Here is a 15,748-nt window from a genome sequence, read left to right as displayed (position 1 = left end):
GAGGGAGTTGTCAGACGGCGCGGGCGGCCAGCGCCTCGCGCACCGAGCAGGCGACCGCCTCCTCCTCGCTCGGGCAGGGCACCAGCAGCGCGTCGGCCGGCACGAGGTCGGCGCAGTCGCTGACCGCCGAGTCGCAGGCGACGACGATGCCGAGATTCGGGCGGAGCGCCCGTGCCTCGGCCGCGAGCTCGCTGAGTCCGAGCGAGCCGTGCAGCTCGGCATCGGTCACGAGGACGTCGACCGGCAGTCCGAGCACGAGCACGGTGAGGGCATCGACGGCCGAATCGACGGTGATCGCACTGTAGCCCGCGCGGCGGATCTGCCCGTTGATCTCGTCGCGCCACTGTTTGCGGCGCCCCGCGACCAAAACCTGCACACCGTAGCAACTGCGCGGCGTCCCGTTGCCGCCGACAGCGCCGTCCGCGCGAGCGGCAGCCGGGTCGATGGTCGCGTGCTCACGGTCTTGGGTGCGCTGCATCATTCTAGGTTACGCAGATCGCCCAAGGCATTCAAGCATCACAGAGCGATGACAGGGCCTATGCTCCATACGGGACACACCCCGCATCACGCGACAAGACTCGGGCTCGTCTTGCCTATCGCAAGTTGTGCCGCTCGTACCCTCTGATCCGATACGGGCCGGCCACTTCCCTGGTTGAGCGACTGCGAGATTCCCCGAGGCGGCAGAGGTTTCGCCAACCTCAACCGACCGCCGCGTGTTGACGTGGGGCGCGCCGGGCGCAAGACAGCGGCCCGCGACCTCAAGCTTCACGAAGCTTCATGCCCGTGTCGCCTCCGCGTGCGAGGCCGCGCCTCTCGACGCGGCCGAACGGGCGAGAACGGGTACGAGACGGAGCCGACGACCGATGTCATCCACCGAAATCTCTCCCCTGGCCCCCGCCACGTCGCCGTCGCTGCCGGAGATCGCGGGCGTGCGCCTCGCCACCGCGCAGGCCGGGATCCGCTACAAGAACCGCACCGACGTGCTCTACGTCGCCCTGGACGAGGGGACTCAGGTCGCGGGCGTGTTCACCCGCTCGCGCTGCCCCTCCGCGCCGGTGGATTGGTGCCGGGACGCGCTGACGGCCCGTAAGGGCGCGCGGGCGCTCGTGGTCAATTCGGGCAACGCCAACGCCTTCACCGGGATGAAGGGCCGCGAGGCGGTGACGCTCACCGCCGAGATCGCCGGCCGGGCGGCCTCCTGCGCCCCGGAGGCAGTGATGATCGCCTCCACCGGCGTGATCGGCGAGCCGCTCGACGCACGCAAGTTCGAAGGCGTTCTGGCCGAGTGCGCCGCCCGCGCCGAGGGCGGCGCCGAGGCCTGGGCGCAGGCGGCCCAGGCCATCATGACGACCGACACCTTCCCGAAGCTCGCCACCCGCCGGGTCGAGATCGGCGGCGTGGCGGTGACGATCAACGGCATCGCCAAAGGGGCCGGCATGATCGCCCCCGACATGGCGACGATGCTCTCCTTCGCGTTCACCGACGCGGCTCTGTCGCAGGACGTGCTGCAGGAGCTGCTCAGCGAGGGCACCAAGACGTCGTTCAACTGCGTGACGGTGGACGGCGACACCTCGACCTCCGACACGCTGCTGCTCTTCGCCACCGGCGCCGCGGGCAATACGGCGATCACCCGCGCCGACGACCCGCGGCTCGACGGTTTTCGCGCTGCCCTCGACGACCTCCTGATCGAACTCGCGCAGCTCGTCGCCCGCGACGGGGAGGGCGCCAACAAGCTCGTCACCGTCGAGGTCGAGGGCGCCGAGAGCGATCCCTCCGCCCACCGCATCGCGATGTCGATCGCCAACTCGCCCCTGGTGAAGACGGCGGTGGCCGGCGAGGATGCCAATTGGGGGCGCGTGGTGATGGCCGTCGGCAAGGCCGGCGAGCCCGCCGACCGCGACCGCCTCGCGATCTGGTTCGGCGACGTGCGCGTCGCGGTGCAGGGCGCCCGCGACCCCGATTACAGCGAAGAGGCGGCGAGCGCGGTGATGCGGCGGCCCGAGATCACCGTGCGGGTCGATCTCGGCCTCGGCCAGGGCCGCGCCCGGGTCTGGACCTGCGACCTCACCAAGGCCTACGTCGCCATCAATGGGGACTACCGCTCGTGAAGTTCCTGGCCCCCGCCGCTTCCCTCCTGCTCCTCGCAGTTGCCACCGCACCGGCCGCGGCCGACGACGAGCCCGGTCGCATCCGGGTGATCGGCCGCGCCTCCCAGGAGATCGCGCCGGACTTTGCCTCGGTGGAGATCGGCGTCGAGAGTCGCGGCGCGACGCCCGCCGCCGCCCTCGACGCCGCGAGCCAGGCCGCAAAGGGCATCGTCGCGACGGCGAAGGCGATGGGCGTGGCGGAGGCCGATATCGGCACCTCCTCGATCACCCTGCAGCCGCGGACAAAGAATGTCCGCCTGCCCGACGGAACGATGGGCGAGCGGGACGACGGCTACACGGCCGGCAACCGGGTGCGGGTCCGCTTGGCCGAGATGGGCAAGCTCGGCGAACTGATGCGGCGCACCCTCGAATCCGGCGCCAACCGGATCGAGGGCATCAGCTTCGGCCTGCGCGACCCGGCCTCGGCGGATGCCGCCGTGCAGGTCGCCGCCGTGAAGGACGCGAAGGCCCAGGCCGAGCGCATTGCCGAAGCGACTGGGGTCAAGCTCGGCACCGTGCTCTCGATCGAGTCGCCGCCGCGGGCCGAGTCGCCCCGCCCGATGCCCTACGGTCTCGCCATGAAGGCCGCGGCCCCCCGCGGCCGCACCGCCGTGCCGGTCGAGGCCGGGACGATCGAGACCTCGGCCGAGGTCGACGCCGTGTTCGCGATCGGCCGATGAGCCCGCCCGTCAAGCTGGTGCTCGTCGTCGCGGCGGCGCTCGTCGACGCCGACGGCCGGGTGCTGATGGCCGAGCGCCCCGAGGGCAAGACGCTGGCCGGCCTCTGGGAGTTTCCCGGCGGCAAGGTCGAGGCCGGCGAGCGGCCGGAGGAGACGCTGATCCGCGAACTCGCCGAGGAGCTCGGCATCGCGGTGAAGGAGCCCTGCCTCGCACCGCTCACCTTCGCGAGCCACGCCTACCCGGATTTCCACCTGCTCATGCCGCTCTACATCTGCCGGCGCTGGGAAGGGGTTCCGCAGTCCCGCGAGGCGCAGGCGCTGCGCTGGGTGCGCCCGGGGGCCCTGCGCGACCTGCCGATGCCGCCGGCCGACCTGCCGCTGATCCCCTTCCTGATCGATCTGCTCGGACCCTGACCGGGCCTCGGGCTCGGAGGGGGTTGGGAGCGATGGCGCGGCGAGCCAAAGCGGCAGTCGAGAGCGCGGCGTCGGCGAGAGCGCCGGCTGAACCGAAGCCGCAGAAGAAGTCGCGCAGCACCACGCCGACCGCGGACAGCCTCGCCGCGCTCAGCCAGGAGCGGCTCATCGCCCTGATCCTTGAAGAAGTGGGCCAAAGCGCCGCCTTCAAGAAGCGGGTGAGCGCTGCGCTCGCCGCGCTCCAGGGGCCCGAACGGGTGGCGGCGCTGATCGACCGCCGCCTCTCGGCGCTGGAGAAGGCCCGCGGCTACATCGACTGGCAGAAGCGCAGGGCCTTCACCGCCGACCTCGACGCCACGCTCGCGACCATCCTTTCCGACCTGAAGCCGCTCGACACCGGGATGGCCCTCGACCGGCTGCTGCGCTTCCTGCGGAGCGCGGACGCGACGCTGGAGCGGGTCGACGATTCGAGCGGGCAGGTGCACGCCCTCTACGAGGCCGCCGCGGAAGCCGCCGCCGGTCTCGCCGCGGGGCTCTCGGCCGACGCCGCGCTCGGCTTCGCCACCCGCGCCCTCGACGCTCTCGACCGCGACGGCTTCGGCCTCGTCGGAGCGCTGCTGGTCGATCTCCTGCCGAAGCTGCCGGAGGCGGCGCTCGACCCCCTCGATGCGCGCCTGGTCGAAGCCCTCGCGGCGCTTCCCGCCCAACCCAAGAGGAAGAGCGGTCCGGCTGCCTTCGAGATGGCTGGGCAGGCGTGGGAGCGGCGCTACCAGCGTTTGAGCCTGAACCGCCTGCGCCAGGTCATCGCCGATGCCCGCGGCGACGCCGACGCCTACATCGCCCTCGAACTGGAGATGTCGCCCGAGCGGCCCGACCGCGTCGCCGTCGCCGAGCGTCTGCTCGCGGCCGGCCGCGCCGCGGAAGCCCTCGAGTGGATCCGCCGCGAGCAGAAGCGTGGCGTGGTGGTCATGACCCGTGAGGATCTGCTGGCCGGCAGCGTCGACGCGCTGGGGCCCGAGCGGGAGCGCGAGGCCGTCGAGATCCGCATCCTCGACGCGCTCGGACGCAGGGACGAGGCGCAGGGCCTGCGCTGGTCGCGCTTCGAGAGGAGCCTCGATCCTCAGGCCCTGCGCGACTACCTCGCGCGCCTACCGGATTTCGAGGACGAGGAGGCGCTGGAGCGCGCCTTCGCCCACGCCGCGAGCCGCAAGGATCCCCATGGCGGCCTCTACTTCCTGGTCCGCTGGCCGAACCTGGATCGCGCCGCGCGGCTGGTGCTGGAGCGGCGCGACGAATGGTCGGGCCGCATCTGGGAGCTGCTCGCCCCGGCTGCCGAGGCGCTGGAGCCGGACCATCCGCTGGCGGCGAGCATTCTCTACCGCGCGCTCATCGACGACATCCTCGAGCGTGGCCGCTCGCCCGCCTACGGCCACGGTGCCCGCCACCTGACGCGCCTCGGCGAACTCGCGCGGGACCTGGCGCCGGGCGACCTCACGCCGAACCACGCGGATTACGTGGCGCGCCTGCGCAAGGCGCACGGGCGCAAGTCCGGGTTCTGGTCGCAGGTGGAGGGGTGAGGCCGAGCCTCACGCTTCGATGATGTCGACCCGGTCCGGGTAGAACGCGACGTGGCCGCGGATCTGGGCCACGGCCGGAAACGGATTCTCGTAGGACCACGCCGCCGCGCGGGTCTCGCGACCGGCCGCGACGTCGAAGTAGAAGGCCTCGCCCTTGTACGGACAGTAGGTCCGCCGCGGATTGGGGACGAGCATGTCCGCGGCGATGTCCTCGCGGGGGATGTAGAGAACGGGATCGTAGCGCGCCTCGCGCAGTTCCAACGCGTCCCACGTCTCCGCGATCACGCGCCCGCCGAGTTCCACGCGCACGCGGTTCGGGTGGGGCGTGATGGTGATTGGATGGGACGGACTCGGCTCCTTCATGATGATTCTCCGTTGATCGGCAGCCGGTGCTCGGCGGCGCCGAGCGCGTCGGCGAGCCGCGTCTTGGCGCTGCCGGGCCGCAGCGGCTTCTGCTGGCTCTCGTGGGGCGCCCAGCCCGACAGCCACAGGATCTCGAAGGTGGCGCGCAGCCGCCCGTCCGGATCGGAGAAGCGCTCGGCGTAGATGGCGGCGGCGCGCATCAGCGTGGCCCGGCGCAGGGGCGTGCGGCGGCGATCGTGCAGGGCGTTGGTCAGGCCCATGGCGCGCAGGTCGCGCATCAGCGAGAACGGGTCGCCGTAGCGGACGGTGATCGTCTCCGCATCCACCACCGGCAGCGCGAAACCCGCGCGCTGGAGCAGGCCGCCGAGGTCGCGCAGCTCGGCGAAGGGGGCGACGCGCGGACTCACGCCCCCTTCCGTCTCGCTCTCCGCCTGAAGGAAGGCTTGGCGCAATTCGGTGAGCGTCGAACCGCCGAGGAGGCCGGCCAGCAGCAGGCCGTCGGGCTTGAGCGCGCGACGCAGCTGCAGCAGGGCGCCGGGCAGATCGTTGACGTGCTGGAGCGCCAGGACCGACACCGCGAGATCGAACCCGGCGCCTCCGCCGAACGGCAAAAGCTCAGGATCGCCGACGACTGCTCCGTCGGGTTCGGGGGTTGGCCCGAGCCGGACCATTCGCTCCACCCGGCCGCTCGTCCGCAACCGCTCGGAGAGGGTGGGCACGGGCGTGCCGAGATCGAGGCCGAGGGCGAAGGGGCGCGTCACCGCCGCCAGGCGATCCTCCAGATCCTCGATCATCCGTTCCACGAGGAATCCGGCAAAGCCGGCCCTCCGCGCACGGGCGATGCGCCGGCGGATGAGGGCGGGATCAAACAGGGGGGCGGACTCGTTCATCGGGTGAGCAGATGGGGCTTCGAGGGCGCCGCGGCCAGGGTGGAAACCCGGTCCGGTCCGCGCGCCGGCGGACCCCCTGGCTGGGCACGGAACGTTCCCGTGGTCCGGCCGGCTGCACGATCATTCGGCGGCGAAATGACCTGGAACGGAGATCAGGTATCTTCGTTTGCTCGTCGATTTCGTTCGCCCGTCGCTCCAAGGAGACGGAAGATGACACGGATTGTGATCCGCGCCACGATGATCCTCGCCGCCGTCGCGCTGGCCAGCACCGCCGAGGCCAAGGGGTGCCTGAAGGGCGCCGCGGTGGGGGGCATTGCGGGACATATGGCCGGGCACGGCATCCTCGGCGCCGCGGCCGGATGCGCCGTCGGACGGCACGAGGCGAACAAGAGGGACAAGGCGGACAAGGCAGCCCGTCAAGGCGATCAGGGGGCCGGCGCGCGCTGACGCCGCCGGCTCGAAGCGACCGACGGCCGATGGCGCCCGGTCTCCCCGTCTTCCGGGAGAGTCTGCGGCGCCTCGCCTCGTCGGCCGTCGGCCTCGTCTATCCGCCCACCTGCGTCGCTTGCGGGGCGGCCACCGGACAACCCCACGCTCTCTGCGCCGCCTGCTGGAGCGGGCTCCGCCTGATCGAGCGTCCCTACTGCGAACGGCTCGGCACGCCCTTCGCCCTCGACCTCGGAATCGGCGGCTTGATCTCTCCCGGCGCCATCGCCGAGCCGCCGGTCTTCGGGCGCGCCAGGGCGGTCGCGATCTATGACGGGACGGCGCGCGACCTCGTTCACCGCCTCAAATACGGCGACCGTCTCGACCTCGCCCGCACCATGGCCCGGATGATGGCCGCCGCCGGGAGCGAGCTGCTGGAAGAGGCCGAGCTCATCCTGCCGGTGCCGCTGCACGGTCTGCGTCTCTGGCGGCGGTGCTTCAATCAATCTGCGCTCCTGGCCCGCGAGATCGGCCGACGGAGCGGCAAGCCCTGCGACCTGCAGGCCCTTGCCCGCGTGAAGGCGACCCGGCCCCAGGTCGGCCTGACGCGCCACCAGCGCGCCGAGAACCTTCAGGGCGCGTTCCGCGTCACCGATTCCGGGCGCGCGCGGATCGCGGGGCGGCGCCTGCTCCTCATCGACGACGTGACGACGACGGGCGCCACGGGCAATGCCGCCGCCCGCGTGCTGCTGCGCGCCGGCGCGGCGGGGGTCGATCTCCTCACCTTCGCGACGGTGACGCGGGACGGGCTCTGAACCGGCTTCCGGTCGATCGCTTCGGTCTCTCCGCCGTCATTGCGAGGCGAAGCCGTGGCAATCCAGGGCGCGACCCTTCCGGAAAGGTCACGCCCTGGATCGCTTCGGCTTCGCCTCGCGATGACGTAGTAGGGCGAAACCCGCTCGATCGACCGGAAACCAGTCGGTGTCTTGCCCCTGAGATTCGCTTCGAACGCAAGCGGGGGGCCGCAAGGCCCCCCGTTCGTCACGAAATCGATGCTTCGGCGTCACGCGCCCGCCGGTTCCATCCGGCCCGCGGCCTCGACCTGCGCCGGGGCCGGCTGGTCGAGCACCTTGCCGCGCGGTCCGACCCAGGCGCCGACCCATTTGCGCTGCCACAGGAACAGGCAGCCGAGCACGAGGCCGGTGAACACGGCGTAGACGACGAAGCCGGAGGCGAAACCGCCGGTATACTGCTTCGAGAAGCCCATCACGTTGGGCAGGATCGCGCCGCCGAGGGCGCCGACCTCGCCGATCATCGAGCCGGCCACGGCGGTGTTGGTCGGCCAGCGCAGGGGGACGAGCTGGAACAGCGCGCCGTTGCCGGCGCCGAGGGCGGCGAAGCAGAGCATGAACAGCAGCGTCGTCACGGCGAGCGAGGGCGTGGCGGTCAGCGCCAGGAACGAGCCGATCGCCGCCAGCAGCACCAGGGAGAGGACGAGGATGCCGCCCATCCGGTCGGCGAAGTAGCCGCCGAGGATGCGGATGCCCGAGCCCATCAGGGCAGCGAGCATCGTCAGGCGCCCGGCCTCGACCTTCGTCACCGCGAACTGCTCGTAGAAGAAGGTCGGAAGGAAGTTCGACAGGCCGATGAAGCCGCCGAAGGTGATGACGTAGATCAGCGAGAAGGCCCAGCCGTCCTTGGTGAAGAGGCAGGAGACGTGCTCCTTGAAGGTCTGGCCGTGGCAGTCCGGCGGCTCCTTCGCGAGGAAGATCATCACCAGGATCGGCACGATCATCACGAGGCCGGCGAAACCGTAGACCGCCTGCCAGCCGAAGGACTGCGCCAGCGGCGGCGCGAACAGAACGGCGAGCACGGTGCCGGAATTGCCGGCGCCGGCGATGCCCATGGCGAGCCCCTTGTGCTCCGGCGGGAACCAGCCCGAGCCGAGCGAGAGCGCCACGCCGAAGGAGGCGCCGGCGATGCCGAGCAGCACGCCCATGGCGAGCACGTCGTTGTAGGAAGAGACAAAGAAGAAGCCGTAGGCCATCGCCAGGACGATGACGCCCATCTCCGTCAGCGCCGCGTTCTTGCGGCCGATGTATTGGGCCAGCACGCCGAGCGGGAAGCGCATGATCGCGCCGGCCAGGATCGGCAGCGAGATCATGAAGCCGGTCTGGGCCGGGGTGAGCCCGTAGGTCTCGGTGATGAACGGACCCATGGCGCCGTTGAGCACCCAGATCGCGAAGCAGAAATCGAAGTAGAGGAACGCGGCGAACAGGGTCGGGGGGTGGCCCGACTTCATCACGGTCTTGAAGGAAGCCATCGGCGTGCTCGTAGGGCTCGAAGACGCCGCTCGGGACACCGGGCGGGGCCGTTCATGCGGGAGAGTGTGTCCGGACACGCGCCGTCCGAGCGCGAGGCGCCGTTGCCCCGCCCGCTGCCCAGGGGCAGCGCCCTCACCTATGCAGAGGGCGTGCCAACTCAGATCCGCCGACGAACCGAGGGGGAGGGGAATACGCGGCCACGTTGTGCCGTCGGCGGATGCACCGGTGCCTATGAACGAAGCAGCGACCGCGTTGCCTCAAACGACGGCACACCCGCGGTCCACCACGCGGACGACGCTGCGCCCGGAACCGCGCTTCTCCACGCGGATCTGCACGGCGATGCGCTCCATCATCCCCGCGACGTGGGTGATGACGCCGACCTTGCGACCGCGGCCCTGAAGCGTCTCCAGGGCGTCCACCGCGAGGTCGAGGGTCTCGGCATCGAGGGAGCCGAAGCCCTCGTCGATGAAGAGCGTGTCGACGAAGGATTGCCGTCCCTCTAGGCCCGACAGGGCGAGCGCCAGCGCCAGCGAGACGAGGAAGCGCTCGCCGCCGGACAGGCTGCGGGTCGCCCGGCGCTCGTCGCCCATGTCGCGATCCACCACGTGGAGGGCGAGGTCGGCACCGGCGCTGCGGGCGAGGCGGTAGCGCGGGCTGAGCGCCTTGAGCTGGTCATTGGCGAGGTGGACGAGGTGATCGAGCGTCACCCCCTGCGCGAAGCGGCGGAAGCGGTCGCCGCCGGCCGAGCCGATCGCCTCCTCGACCCGATGCCAGGTCGCGAGCTCGGCCCGTGCCGTCTCGATCTCCCGCGCGAGGTCGGCCGCCTTGGCGCGGGCGGCCTCGTCCCGGCGCAGTTCCGCGTCGAGGGCGCCGAGGCGCTGCTGCGCCTGCGCCGTGGCGTCTGCGAGCCGCGCCGCCTCGGCCTGCGCGGCGGGGACGTCGATCCCGACCTCGGTGCTCAGCGCCTCGACGTCGGCGCGGCGGGTCGCGAGGGCGGTCATCGCCTCGGCTTCCTCGCGGCCGAGCCCCTCGATCCGCCCGCGCAGCGCCTCGCGCGACTCGGCGGGAACCGCGAGCAGGGCGGCCACCGCCTCGCGCCCGCGGTCGCCGCAGGCCTGCGTGAAAGCGGCCTCCGCCGCCGCGTGGCGGGCGGCGGCGCGCTCCAGGGCCGCGGCGGCGGCGGAGGCTTCGGTGACGGCACCCGTCAGCGCGCGGGCGGCTTCGGCGCCGGCGGCCTGCGCGGCTTGGAGCGCCTCGCGCGCCCCGCGGCGCTCGTTGTTGAGCCGCGTTCGGTGGGCGCCGGTCGCCTCGCCGCCGAGGAGGCCGGCGCGGGCGGCGCGGGCCTGTCCGAGCCGTGCCTGCCGCTCCGCCGCCTCCGTGCGGGCCCTCGACGCTGCGCGGGCCTCGGTCTCACGGAGGGAGGCGGCCACCGCCCGTTCCGGGGCCAGGGCGCCAAGCTGCGCCTCGTAGCCGGCCTGCTGTGCGAGGAGCGCCGCGTAGGCTTGCCCCAGAGCGGCGATCCGGTCGGCGCAGGTCTCCGCGGCGCGATCGAGATCGGCGAGGCCGAGATCGGCGGCGCTGAGCGCCGGAGCGATCTCGCCCGACAGGTCCGACACCCTCTGGAGGAGGGCGGTGCGGCCGCTCTCCGCCCGTTCGGCCGCGAGCTCGGCCTCGGTCCGACGGCGCGTGAGCGCGTCGAGGCTGCGGGTCTGCGCCTCGATCTGGGCCTCGACCGCGTCGCGCTCCCGGATCAGGCCGTCGATCGCGCTGCGCAAGGTTCGCGCATCCGCGAGCGTCCGCTGGATCGCGTCGCGCTCGGCCCGCGAAGCGGCTCCGGCCGCGCCGAGCGATGACAGGTCCGGCTCCGGCGGCAGGCTGACGGCGAGCCCGGCCGCGTCGAGGGCGGCGGCGAGATCGGGCAGGCCGGCGCGGTAGCGGGCGGCGGTCGAGGCCACCGCCTCCGCCGCGACGGCACCCCGCTCCTGCGCGTCGTCGTGGCGCCCCTCCGCCGCGGCGGCATCGCCCCGGGCACGGTCGCGGGCGGCCTGATGCTCGGCGATCCGCGCGTCGAGTTCGGCGCGGCGGGCACGCATCTCATCGGCCAGCCGTCCGAGGGCGTCGTCGGACCCGTGGGCATGAGGATGGTCGAGGCTGCCGCAGACGGGGCAGGGCGCGCCGTCCACGAGCAGGCTCCGCAGCCGCGCCGCCTCGCGGGACACGCTTTCCTGCGCGAGTTCGGCGAGCGGCGCGATCTCGGAGCGGCGGATGCCGGCCTCCTGCAGCGCCCGTTCCTCGGCGGCGAAGCGGGCCGCCGCCTCGGCGAACGCCGCGGCGGCCTCGGCTTCCGCTTCCGCGGCGGCCGCGCGGTCGGCGAGGGCCGTGCCGTGGCGCTGCGCGAGGGCGTAGGCGTCGCGCAGGCCATCGAGGACACCTTCCAGGGCGACGGCGCGGGCCTGCAGGGCCGGCTCGGCGAGGGCGTCGAGCGCCGTCTCGCGCTCGGCGCGGGCGGCGGTCAGCGCCTCGCGACGGTCGCGGAGGGCAGCGAGACGGGCCGCGCCGGTGCCGGCCTCCGCGTCGCAGGCGGCGATCTCGGCCCGGCGCGCGGCGGCGTCCCGAGCGGCCGCCTCCGCCTGCCCGCGCAGCCGCGCCCGCTCGCGGATGCGCCGGGCGAACTCGTCGCCGCGCTCGGCCAGGAGGGTGTGGGCGCGGTCGGCATCGAGGCGGCGGGCCGCGGCATCGCGTGCCTCCCGCGCTTCGGCGAGACGCCGGTCGAGGACGGCGAGCGCCACGCCGGTCGCCTCGGCGGCTTCGGCCGACCGGGCGGCCGCCTGCGCCGCGTCCTCGGCTTCGCGCTCCGCATGGGTGATCGCCGCATCGAGTTCGGCCGCTTGGTCCCAGAGCGGACCAAAACTCTTGAAGACGGCTTCCGCGGCCTCATCTGCGGCGCTCGCCTCCGCCCGCATGGCCTCGGCCGTCTCGGCGGCCATGCGAGCCGCCGCGACCCGGATCGCGGTCGCTTCGACATGCGTCTCCGCCGCGGAGCGCTCGCGGGCGGCCTCGTCGAGGGCTTCCGCGCGCCCGCGCAACGGCTCGACGGCCAGAAGTTCGGCCCATCGCTCCCGATCGGGCGCCGCCGCCTCAGACGCCGCCCGCGCCGCGGCGGCCCGGAGTTCGGCCTGCGCGAGCGCCGCCCGCGCGGCCTCGATCCGGCGCGCGGCCTCCAGCGTGCGGCCGACCGCCTCCTGCTCCGCGCGCCACGCCGCCACCTCGGCGAGGCGTTCCGCGCGCTCCGTCCGGCGGGCCTGCAATCCGGCCTCGTCGAGCAGTCCGATCTCCCCCTGCCGGACCTCCAGCGCCTCGACCGCGCGGCGGTGCTCCTCGTAGCCGAGATGCACCCGCTTCGAGATGTCCGAATAGATCGCGGTGCCGGTGATCTTCTCCAGAAGCTCGGCCCGCTCGCCCTCCGCCGCGAGGAGGAAGGCGTCGAACTCGCCCTGCGCGAGCAGCACCGTGCGCCGGAATTGGTCGAAGGTCAGGTCGGTCAGCGCGACCACCTTGTCGAGCACCTGCGTCTTGCCCGCGGCGACGGCGCTGCCGTCGTCGAGGCGGTGCAGGCGCCGCCGCTCCGCCTGAAGCTTGCCGGTGGCCTTGTTGCGGGCGCGATAGGCTTCCCAGCCGACGCGGTAGGCCACGCCGTCCTGGCCGACGAAATCGACCTCGGCATAGCCGGACCCGGCACCCCGGCGCAGGATCGCCCGCCCGTCGCTGGCGCTCAGCGCCTCGCCGCCGGGATCGGGCACGTCCTCGCGGCGGGACACCGCGACGCGGGGATAGCGGCCGTAGAGGGCGAGGCAGAGCGCGTCGAGGATCGTGGACTTGCCCGCGCCGGTCTCGCCGGTGATGGCGAACAGACCGGTGGCGCCGAGCGGTTCGGCCGAGAGATCGACGGCGAAGGGCGCGGCGAGACTCGCGAGGTTCTCGCCGCGGATCGCGAGGATGCGCATGGCCGGCGGCTCAGGCTTCCGCCCGCGCGCGGTGGAACACGTCGAGATGGGCCGGCGCCGGTTCCTCGTCCCACTTGGCGCGGTAGGCGAGGCGGAACAGCTCTTCCGGATCCCGCTCCGACAGGCGCGGCGGCGGCGCTTCCGATTCCACGATCTCGACCGAGGCCCGCGGCGGCACGGTCACCCGCACATCGACCACGCGCACCGGAAAGCTTTCGGCGATGCGGTCCACCTCGGCCCGGTAGCCGGGGAGCAGGCCCTCGCGGGCGAGCCGCACCTGGATGTAGGGCCGCGCCTCCAGCGGCAGGTCGGGGTCGAGCGCCAGGGCCGCGAGATGGTCGCCGAGATCGGCGAGCGGCATGTCGCCGGAAGCCGGCAGCCGCAGGAACGGGACGGGGCGGGCGATCTCGATATGCTCGATCTCCGCAGCGCCCGCGCCGAGCGTCACCAGGGTGACCCCGTGGCGGTAGGGCTGCTCGGCCGCCGAGAGCGGGATCAGCGAGCCGCAGTAGCGCACCTGCCCGCCGCCCAGCCCCTGCGCCCGGTGAAGATGGCCCAGCGCCACGTAGCGCGCTTCCTCGGGAAACACGTCGGCCGGCACAGCGTGCTCGCCGCCGACCAGGATGCGCCGCTCCGCCCCCTCCGATTCGAGGCCGCCCGCGACGTGGAGGTGGCCCGTGACGAGGAGCGGCAGGCCGGCGAGCCGCGGCCGGGCCGCCTCGAAGAGCTGGCCGTAGAGGTCGCGCACCGCCGCCACGATGGGCGAAGTCTCACCGATCCGCCGCTCGCTGCCGAGCGAGGAGAGCGGCGGCAGGCAGGCGGCGGTGGGGTAGGAGACGGCGAGCACCTGCGCCGCGACCTCGCCGTTGCCGGCACGGACCGGCACGAGATGGCGTTCGAGGTCGATCGCGCCGTCGCGCCGCCGGACATTGCCGACGACGTGGACGCCGATGGCTTCGAGGAGCGGGCGCGGCGCTTCCAGGCGACCGGCGGCGTCGTGGTTGCCGGCGGTGATGACGATGGTCATCGCGGGCCGCGCCGCGTGGAGGCGCGCCATCAATGCGTAGAAGCGCGCCTGCGATTCGCCGGACGGGTTCTGGCTGTCGAACACGTCGCCGGCCACGACGAGAGCATCGACTTCGCGCTCGACGACGAGGCGCTCCAGGCAGCCGAACACGGCGTCGTGCTCGCGCTCGCGGGAGAAGCCGCGCAGGGTCTGGCCGATGTGCCAGTCGCCCGTATGGAGAACGCGGATCACTGGGGACGCCACTCGCCGAGACTGGGGCAGCGACCGTCGCCGCCTCGGGCGGCTTGTAGCCGGTTGTGTCGCCGGCTTCGAGAGCATCCCGGCGGCGGGGCCGGGATCTCCTGTGGCTTGCGGCCGCGGGCCTTAGTGGCAGACGGTGACCGTCTTGACGATCCAACCCTCGTCCGCCTGCCAGAGCTTGCGCCGCACGCGGCCGCAATTGGCCGGTTCGGCCGCAGTCCAGGCCGTCTGCGGCGCGGGGGCCGGCGTCTTCGCGTCCGCCTGGGCGACCTTCGTCTTGACGGTCGTCTTGGCCGGGCGCGAGGTGGTCGCCTTGCGGGCGGCCATGGCCTCGCCGGGGAGCATCAGGCCGAGGCAGAGCAATCCGAGCGAGAGGCGGAGGAGAGAGGCGCGCAAGGGGGTAGTCCGTGGTCGGGGCCGAACGGCTACGCTTGATCTAGGCAGCGCCCTCGCCAAAGCAATCGCCGTTCGCCACGATTTGCCTCGCGATCCGCACCTTTTTTGCGAAATCGTTAAAGCTGCCTGCCCGGCGCTTGGCGGACACGCGTGTAACCTTTCGGACACAATGTTCGCACAGTTGGCGGTGCAGGAGCCTTGACGGTTGCGTCCGGCCCTGACGCCCGCGCGCTTCCTTGCTAGGGAACAAGCGGGGCAGTTCAGCCGGCCCGGATGATCGTGACCGTTCCTCCGTATTCCGGGGACGTTTCTCGGCCCGGCCCATTCGATCGAGCGATCCATGTCATTTCAGAACCGCCGTAAGCTTCTTGTCGGAGCCGCGACTACCCTCGGGCTCGCGACCCTGCCGGGGCGCGTCCTCGCCCAGACCTTCGACGGTTTCGACGACGACCGCCTCTATCAGGACGGCAACGGCCAGCTCTACCGCCGCCGCGGCGGGCAGTACGTTCCCTATAACGGGCGCGTGAGCAACGGACGTCCGGTGCCCGATTCGCAGACGGACATCGACGCGGAGGCCTATGCCCGCCGCCGGGCCGAGCGCAGCGGTGAGCCGCCCGCCGCCGCCGAGGCGCCGAACCAGACGCCGCGCCAGCAGCAGGCCGGCTATCCGGTGCCGCCGCAGGAGCCCGATAACGGCCCGATCGACTACACGCGGGCCTACGCGGCGATCGCCAACGAGCCGTTTCCCGTCCAGGCGATCGCCTACAAGAAGTTCAATCCGATCTACCTGCGCCAGGAGGTCGATTTCCGCACCACCGAGCCGCCCGGCACGATCGTGGTCGATCCCAAGGCCCACTTCCTCTACCTCGTCCTGCCGAACGGCCGGGCGCGCCGCTACGGCGTGGGCGTGGGCAAGCAGGGCTTCTCCTGGTCGGGCACCGCGACCGTCAATTCGAAGCAGGCCTGGCCGGACTGGTATCCGCCCAAGGAGATGATCGCCCGCCGGCCGGATCTGGCCCGCGAGGTCGACAAACTGCAGAGCGGCCTCGGCGTCCCCGGCGGAAGCCGCAACCCGCTCGGCGCGCGGGCCATGTATCTGTGGCAGAACAACAAGGACACGCTGTTCCGCATCCACGGCACGCTGGAGCCGCACTCCATCGGCAAGAGCGTGTCCTCGGGCTGCATCCGCATGATCAACCAGGACGCCATCGACCTGTTCAACCGCGTCGAGGTCGGCGCCAAGGTGGTGGTGCTCGGCTGA

General features: G+C 72.6%; 14 protein-coding genes. 7 read left to right on the top strand and 7 right to left on the bottom strand.

Going from position 1 to position 15,748, the window contains the following annotated elements; genetic code table 11:
* Positions 1-10: 10 nt before the first annotated feature.
* Positions 11-481 carry a response regulator gene (locus ABS772_RS15230; protein WP_238258359.1) on the bottom strand — a complete coding sequence of 157 codons (471 nt, stop codon included), beginning with the start codon at positions 479-481 and terminating at the stop codon, positions 11-13.
* Positions 482-863: 382 nt separating this feature from the next.
* Between ABS772_RS15230 and argJ the strand changes: the two genes are divergently transcribed.
* Genes argJ through ABS772_RS15210 form a run of 4 tightly spaced genes read left to right on the top strand, consistent with a single transcriptional unit; the run spans position 864 to position 4,817 of the window.
* The gene (gene argJ, locus ABS772_RS15225; RefSeq protein WP_350395695.1) at positions 864-2,108 is read left to right on the top strand and encodes a bifunctional glutamate N-acetyltransferase/amino-acid acetyltransferase ArgJ; all 1,245 of its coding nucleotides are present in this window, start codon (positions 864-866) and stop codon (positions 2,106-2,108) included.
* Complete coding sequence (locus ABS772_RS15220) at positions 2,105-2,827, top strand: SIMPL domain-containing protein (RefSeq protein ID WP_350395694.1); 723 nt, start codon at positions 2,105-2,107, stop codon at positions 2,825-2,827. Before argJ ends, ABS772_RS15220 begins: the two co-directional genes overlap by 4 nt.
* Positions 2,824-3,240, top strand: a complete 417-nt coding sequence (locus ABS772_RS15215; RefSeq protein WP_350395693.1) for a (deoxy)nucleoside triphosphate pyrophosphohydrolase — start codon at positions 2,824-2,826, stop codon at positions 3,238-3,240. The genes ABS772_RS15220 and ABS772_RS15215 overlap by 4 nt, the downstream gene beginning before the upstream one ends.
* Positions 3,241-3,272: 32 nt before the next feature.
* Positions 3,273-4,817, top strand: a complete 1,545-nt coding sequence (locus ABS772_RS15210) for a DUF6880 family protein (RefSeq protein WP_350395692.1) — start codon at positions 3,273-3,275, stop codon at positions 4,815-4,817.
* Positions 4,818-4,826: 9 nt separating this feature from the next.
* Here the strand turns inward: ABS772_RS15210 and ABS772_RS15205 are convergent, their stop codons facing one another.
* Positions 4,827-5,180, bottom strand: a complete 354-nt coding sequence (locus ABS772_RS15205) for a DUF427 domain-containing protein (protein ID WP_350395691.1) — start codon at positions 5,178-5,180, stop codon at positions 4,827-4,829.
* Positions 5,177-6,070, bottom strand: coding sequence for a methyltransferase domain-containing protein (locus ABS772_RS15200; RefSeq protein ID WP_350395690.1), 894 nt, complete (start codon positions 6,068-6,070; stop codon positions 5,177-5,179). Before ABS772_RS15200 ends, ABS772_RS15205 begins: the two co-directional genes overlap by 4 nt.
* Before the next feature lie 210 nt (positions 6,071-6,280).
* Here ABS772_RS15200 and ABS772_RS15195 point away from each other — a divergent pair, with 210 nt between their 5' ends.
* Together ABS772_RS15195 and ABS772_RS15190 are read left to right on the top strand one after the other, a co-directional pair.
* Positions 6,281-6,517, top strand: coding sequence for a hypothetical protein (locus ABS772_RS15195; RefSeq protein WP_350395689.1), 237 nt, complete (start codon positions 6,281-6,283; stop codon positions 6,515-6,517).
* Positions 6,518-6,546: 29 nt separating this feature from the next.
* On the top strand, positions 6,547-7,311 hold the full coding sequence (locus tag ABS772_RS15190) for a ComF family protein (protein WP_350395688.1): 765 nt from the start codon (positions 6,547-6,549) through the stop codon (positions 7,309-7,311).
* A 248-nt stretch (positions 7,312-7,559) separates the two neighbouring features.
* Here the strand turns inward: ABS772_RS15190 and ABS772_RS15185 are convergent, their stop codons facing one another.
* The 4 genes from ABS772_RS15185 to ABS772_RS15170 form a co-directional block, all read right to left on the bottom strand.
* Positions 7,560-8,819 (bottom strand): MFS transporter, encoded by a 1,260-nt coding sequence (locus ABS772_RS15185; RefSeq protein WP_350395687.1) that lies wholly within the window; start codon positions 8,817-8,819, stop codon positions 7,560-7,562.
* Positions 8,820-9,077: 258 nt separating this feature from the next.
* The gene (locus ABS772_RS15180; RefSeq protein WP_350395686.1) at positions 9,078-12,824 is read right to left on the bottom strand and encodes an AAA family ATPase; all 3,747 of its coding nucleotides are present in this window, start codon (positions 12,822-12,824) and stop codon (positions 9,078-9,080) included.
* A gap of 10 nt (positions 12,825-12,834) precedes the next feature.
* Positions 12,835-14,082, bottom strand: coding sequence for an exonuclease SbcCD subunit D (locus tag ABS772_RS15175; protein WP_350395685.1), 1,248 nt, complete (start codon positions 14,080-14,082; stop codon positions 12,835-12,837).
* Between the two features lie 132 nt (positions 14,083-14,214).
* The gene (locus ABS772_RS15170; RefSeq protein WP_350395684.1) at positions 14,215-14,487 is read right to left on the bottom strand and encodes a hypothetical protein; all 273 of its coding nucleotides are present in this window, start codon (positions 14,485-14,487) and stop codon (positions 14,215-14,217) included.
* Between the two features lie 340 nt (positions 14,488-14,827).
* Between ABS772_RS15170 and ABS772_RS15165 the strand changes: the two genes are divergently transcribed.
* Positions 14,828-15,748, top strand: a complete 921-nt coding sequence (locus ABS772_RS15165; protein ID WP_350395683.1) for a L,D-transpeptidase — start codon at positions 14,828-14,830, stop codon at positions 15,746-15,748.

The sequence above is a fragment of the Methylorubrum podarium genome, from assembly GCF_040270385.1.
Classification (GTDB): Bacteria; Pseudomonadota; Alphaproteobacteria; order Rhizobiales; family Beijerinckiaceae; genus Methylobacterium; species Methylobacterium podarium.
The sequence above is the reverse complement of the archived record's forward strand: the minus strand, read 5'-3'. Positions and strand labels throughout refer to the sequence as shown.

Coding starts and splice junctions, on each gene's coding strand:
- ABS772_RS15165 (WP_350395683.1), top strand. CDS start 14,828: ATGTCATTTCAGAACCGCCGTAAGCTTCTTGTCGGAGCCGCGACTACC.
- ABS772_RS15215 (WP_350395693.1), top strand. CDS start 2,824: ATGAGCCCGCCCGTCAAGCTGGTGCTCGTCGTCGCGGCGGCGCTCGTC.
- argJ (WP_350395695.1), top strand. CDS start 864: ATGTCATCCACCGAAATCTCTCCCCTGGCCCCCGCCACGTCGCCGTCG.
- ABS772_RS15185 (WP_350395687.1), bottom strand. CDS start 8,819: ATGGCTTCCTTCAAGACCGTGATGAAGTCGGGCCACCCCCCGACCCTG.
- ABS772_RS15190 (WP_350395688.1), top strand. CDS start 6,547: ATGGCGCCCGGTCTCCCCGTCTTCCGGGAGAGTCTGCGGCGCCTCGCC.
- ABS772_RS15210 (WP_350395692.1), top strand. CDS start 3,273: ATGGCGCGGCGAGCCAAAGCGGCAGTCGAGAGCGCGGCGTCGGCGAGA.
- ABS772_RS15180 (WP_350395686.1), bottom strand. CDS start 12,824: ATGCGCATCCTCGCGATCCGCGGCGAGAACCTCGCGAGTCTCGCCGCG.
- ABS772_RS15230 (WP_238258359.1), bottom strand. CDS start 481: ATGATGCAGCGCACCCAAGACCGTGAGCACGCGACCATCGACCCGGCT.
- ABS772_RS15200 (WP_350395690.1), bottom strand. CDS start 6,070: ATGAACGAGTCCGCCCCCCTGTTTGATCCCGCCCTCATCCGCCGGCGC.
- ABS772_RS15205 (WP_350395691.1), bottom strand. CDS start 5,180: ATGAAGGAGCCGAGTCCGTCCCATCCAATCACCATCACGCCCCACCCG.
- ABS772_RS15195 (WP_350395689.1), top strand. CDS start 6,281: ATGACACGGATTGTGATCCGCGCCACGATGATCCTCGCCGCCGTCGCG.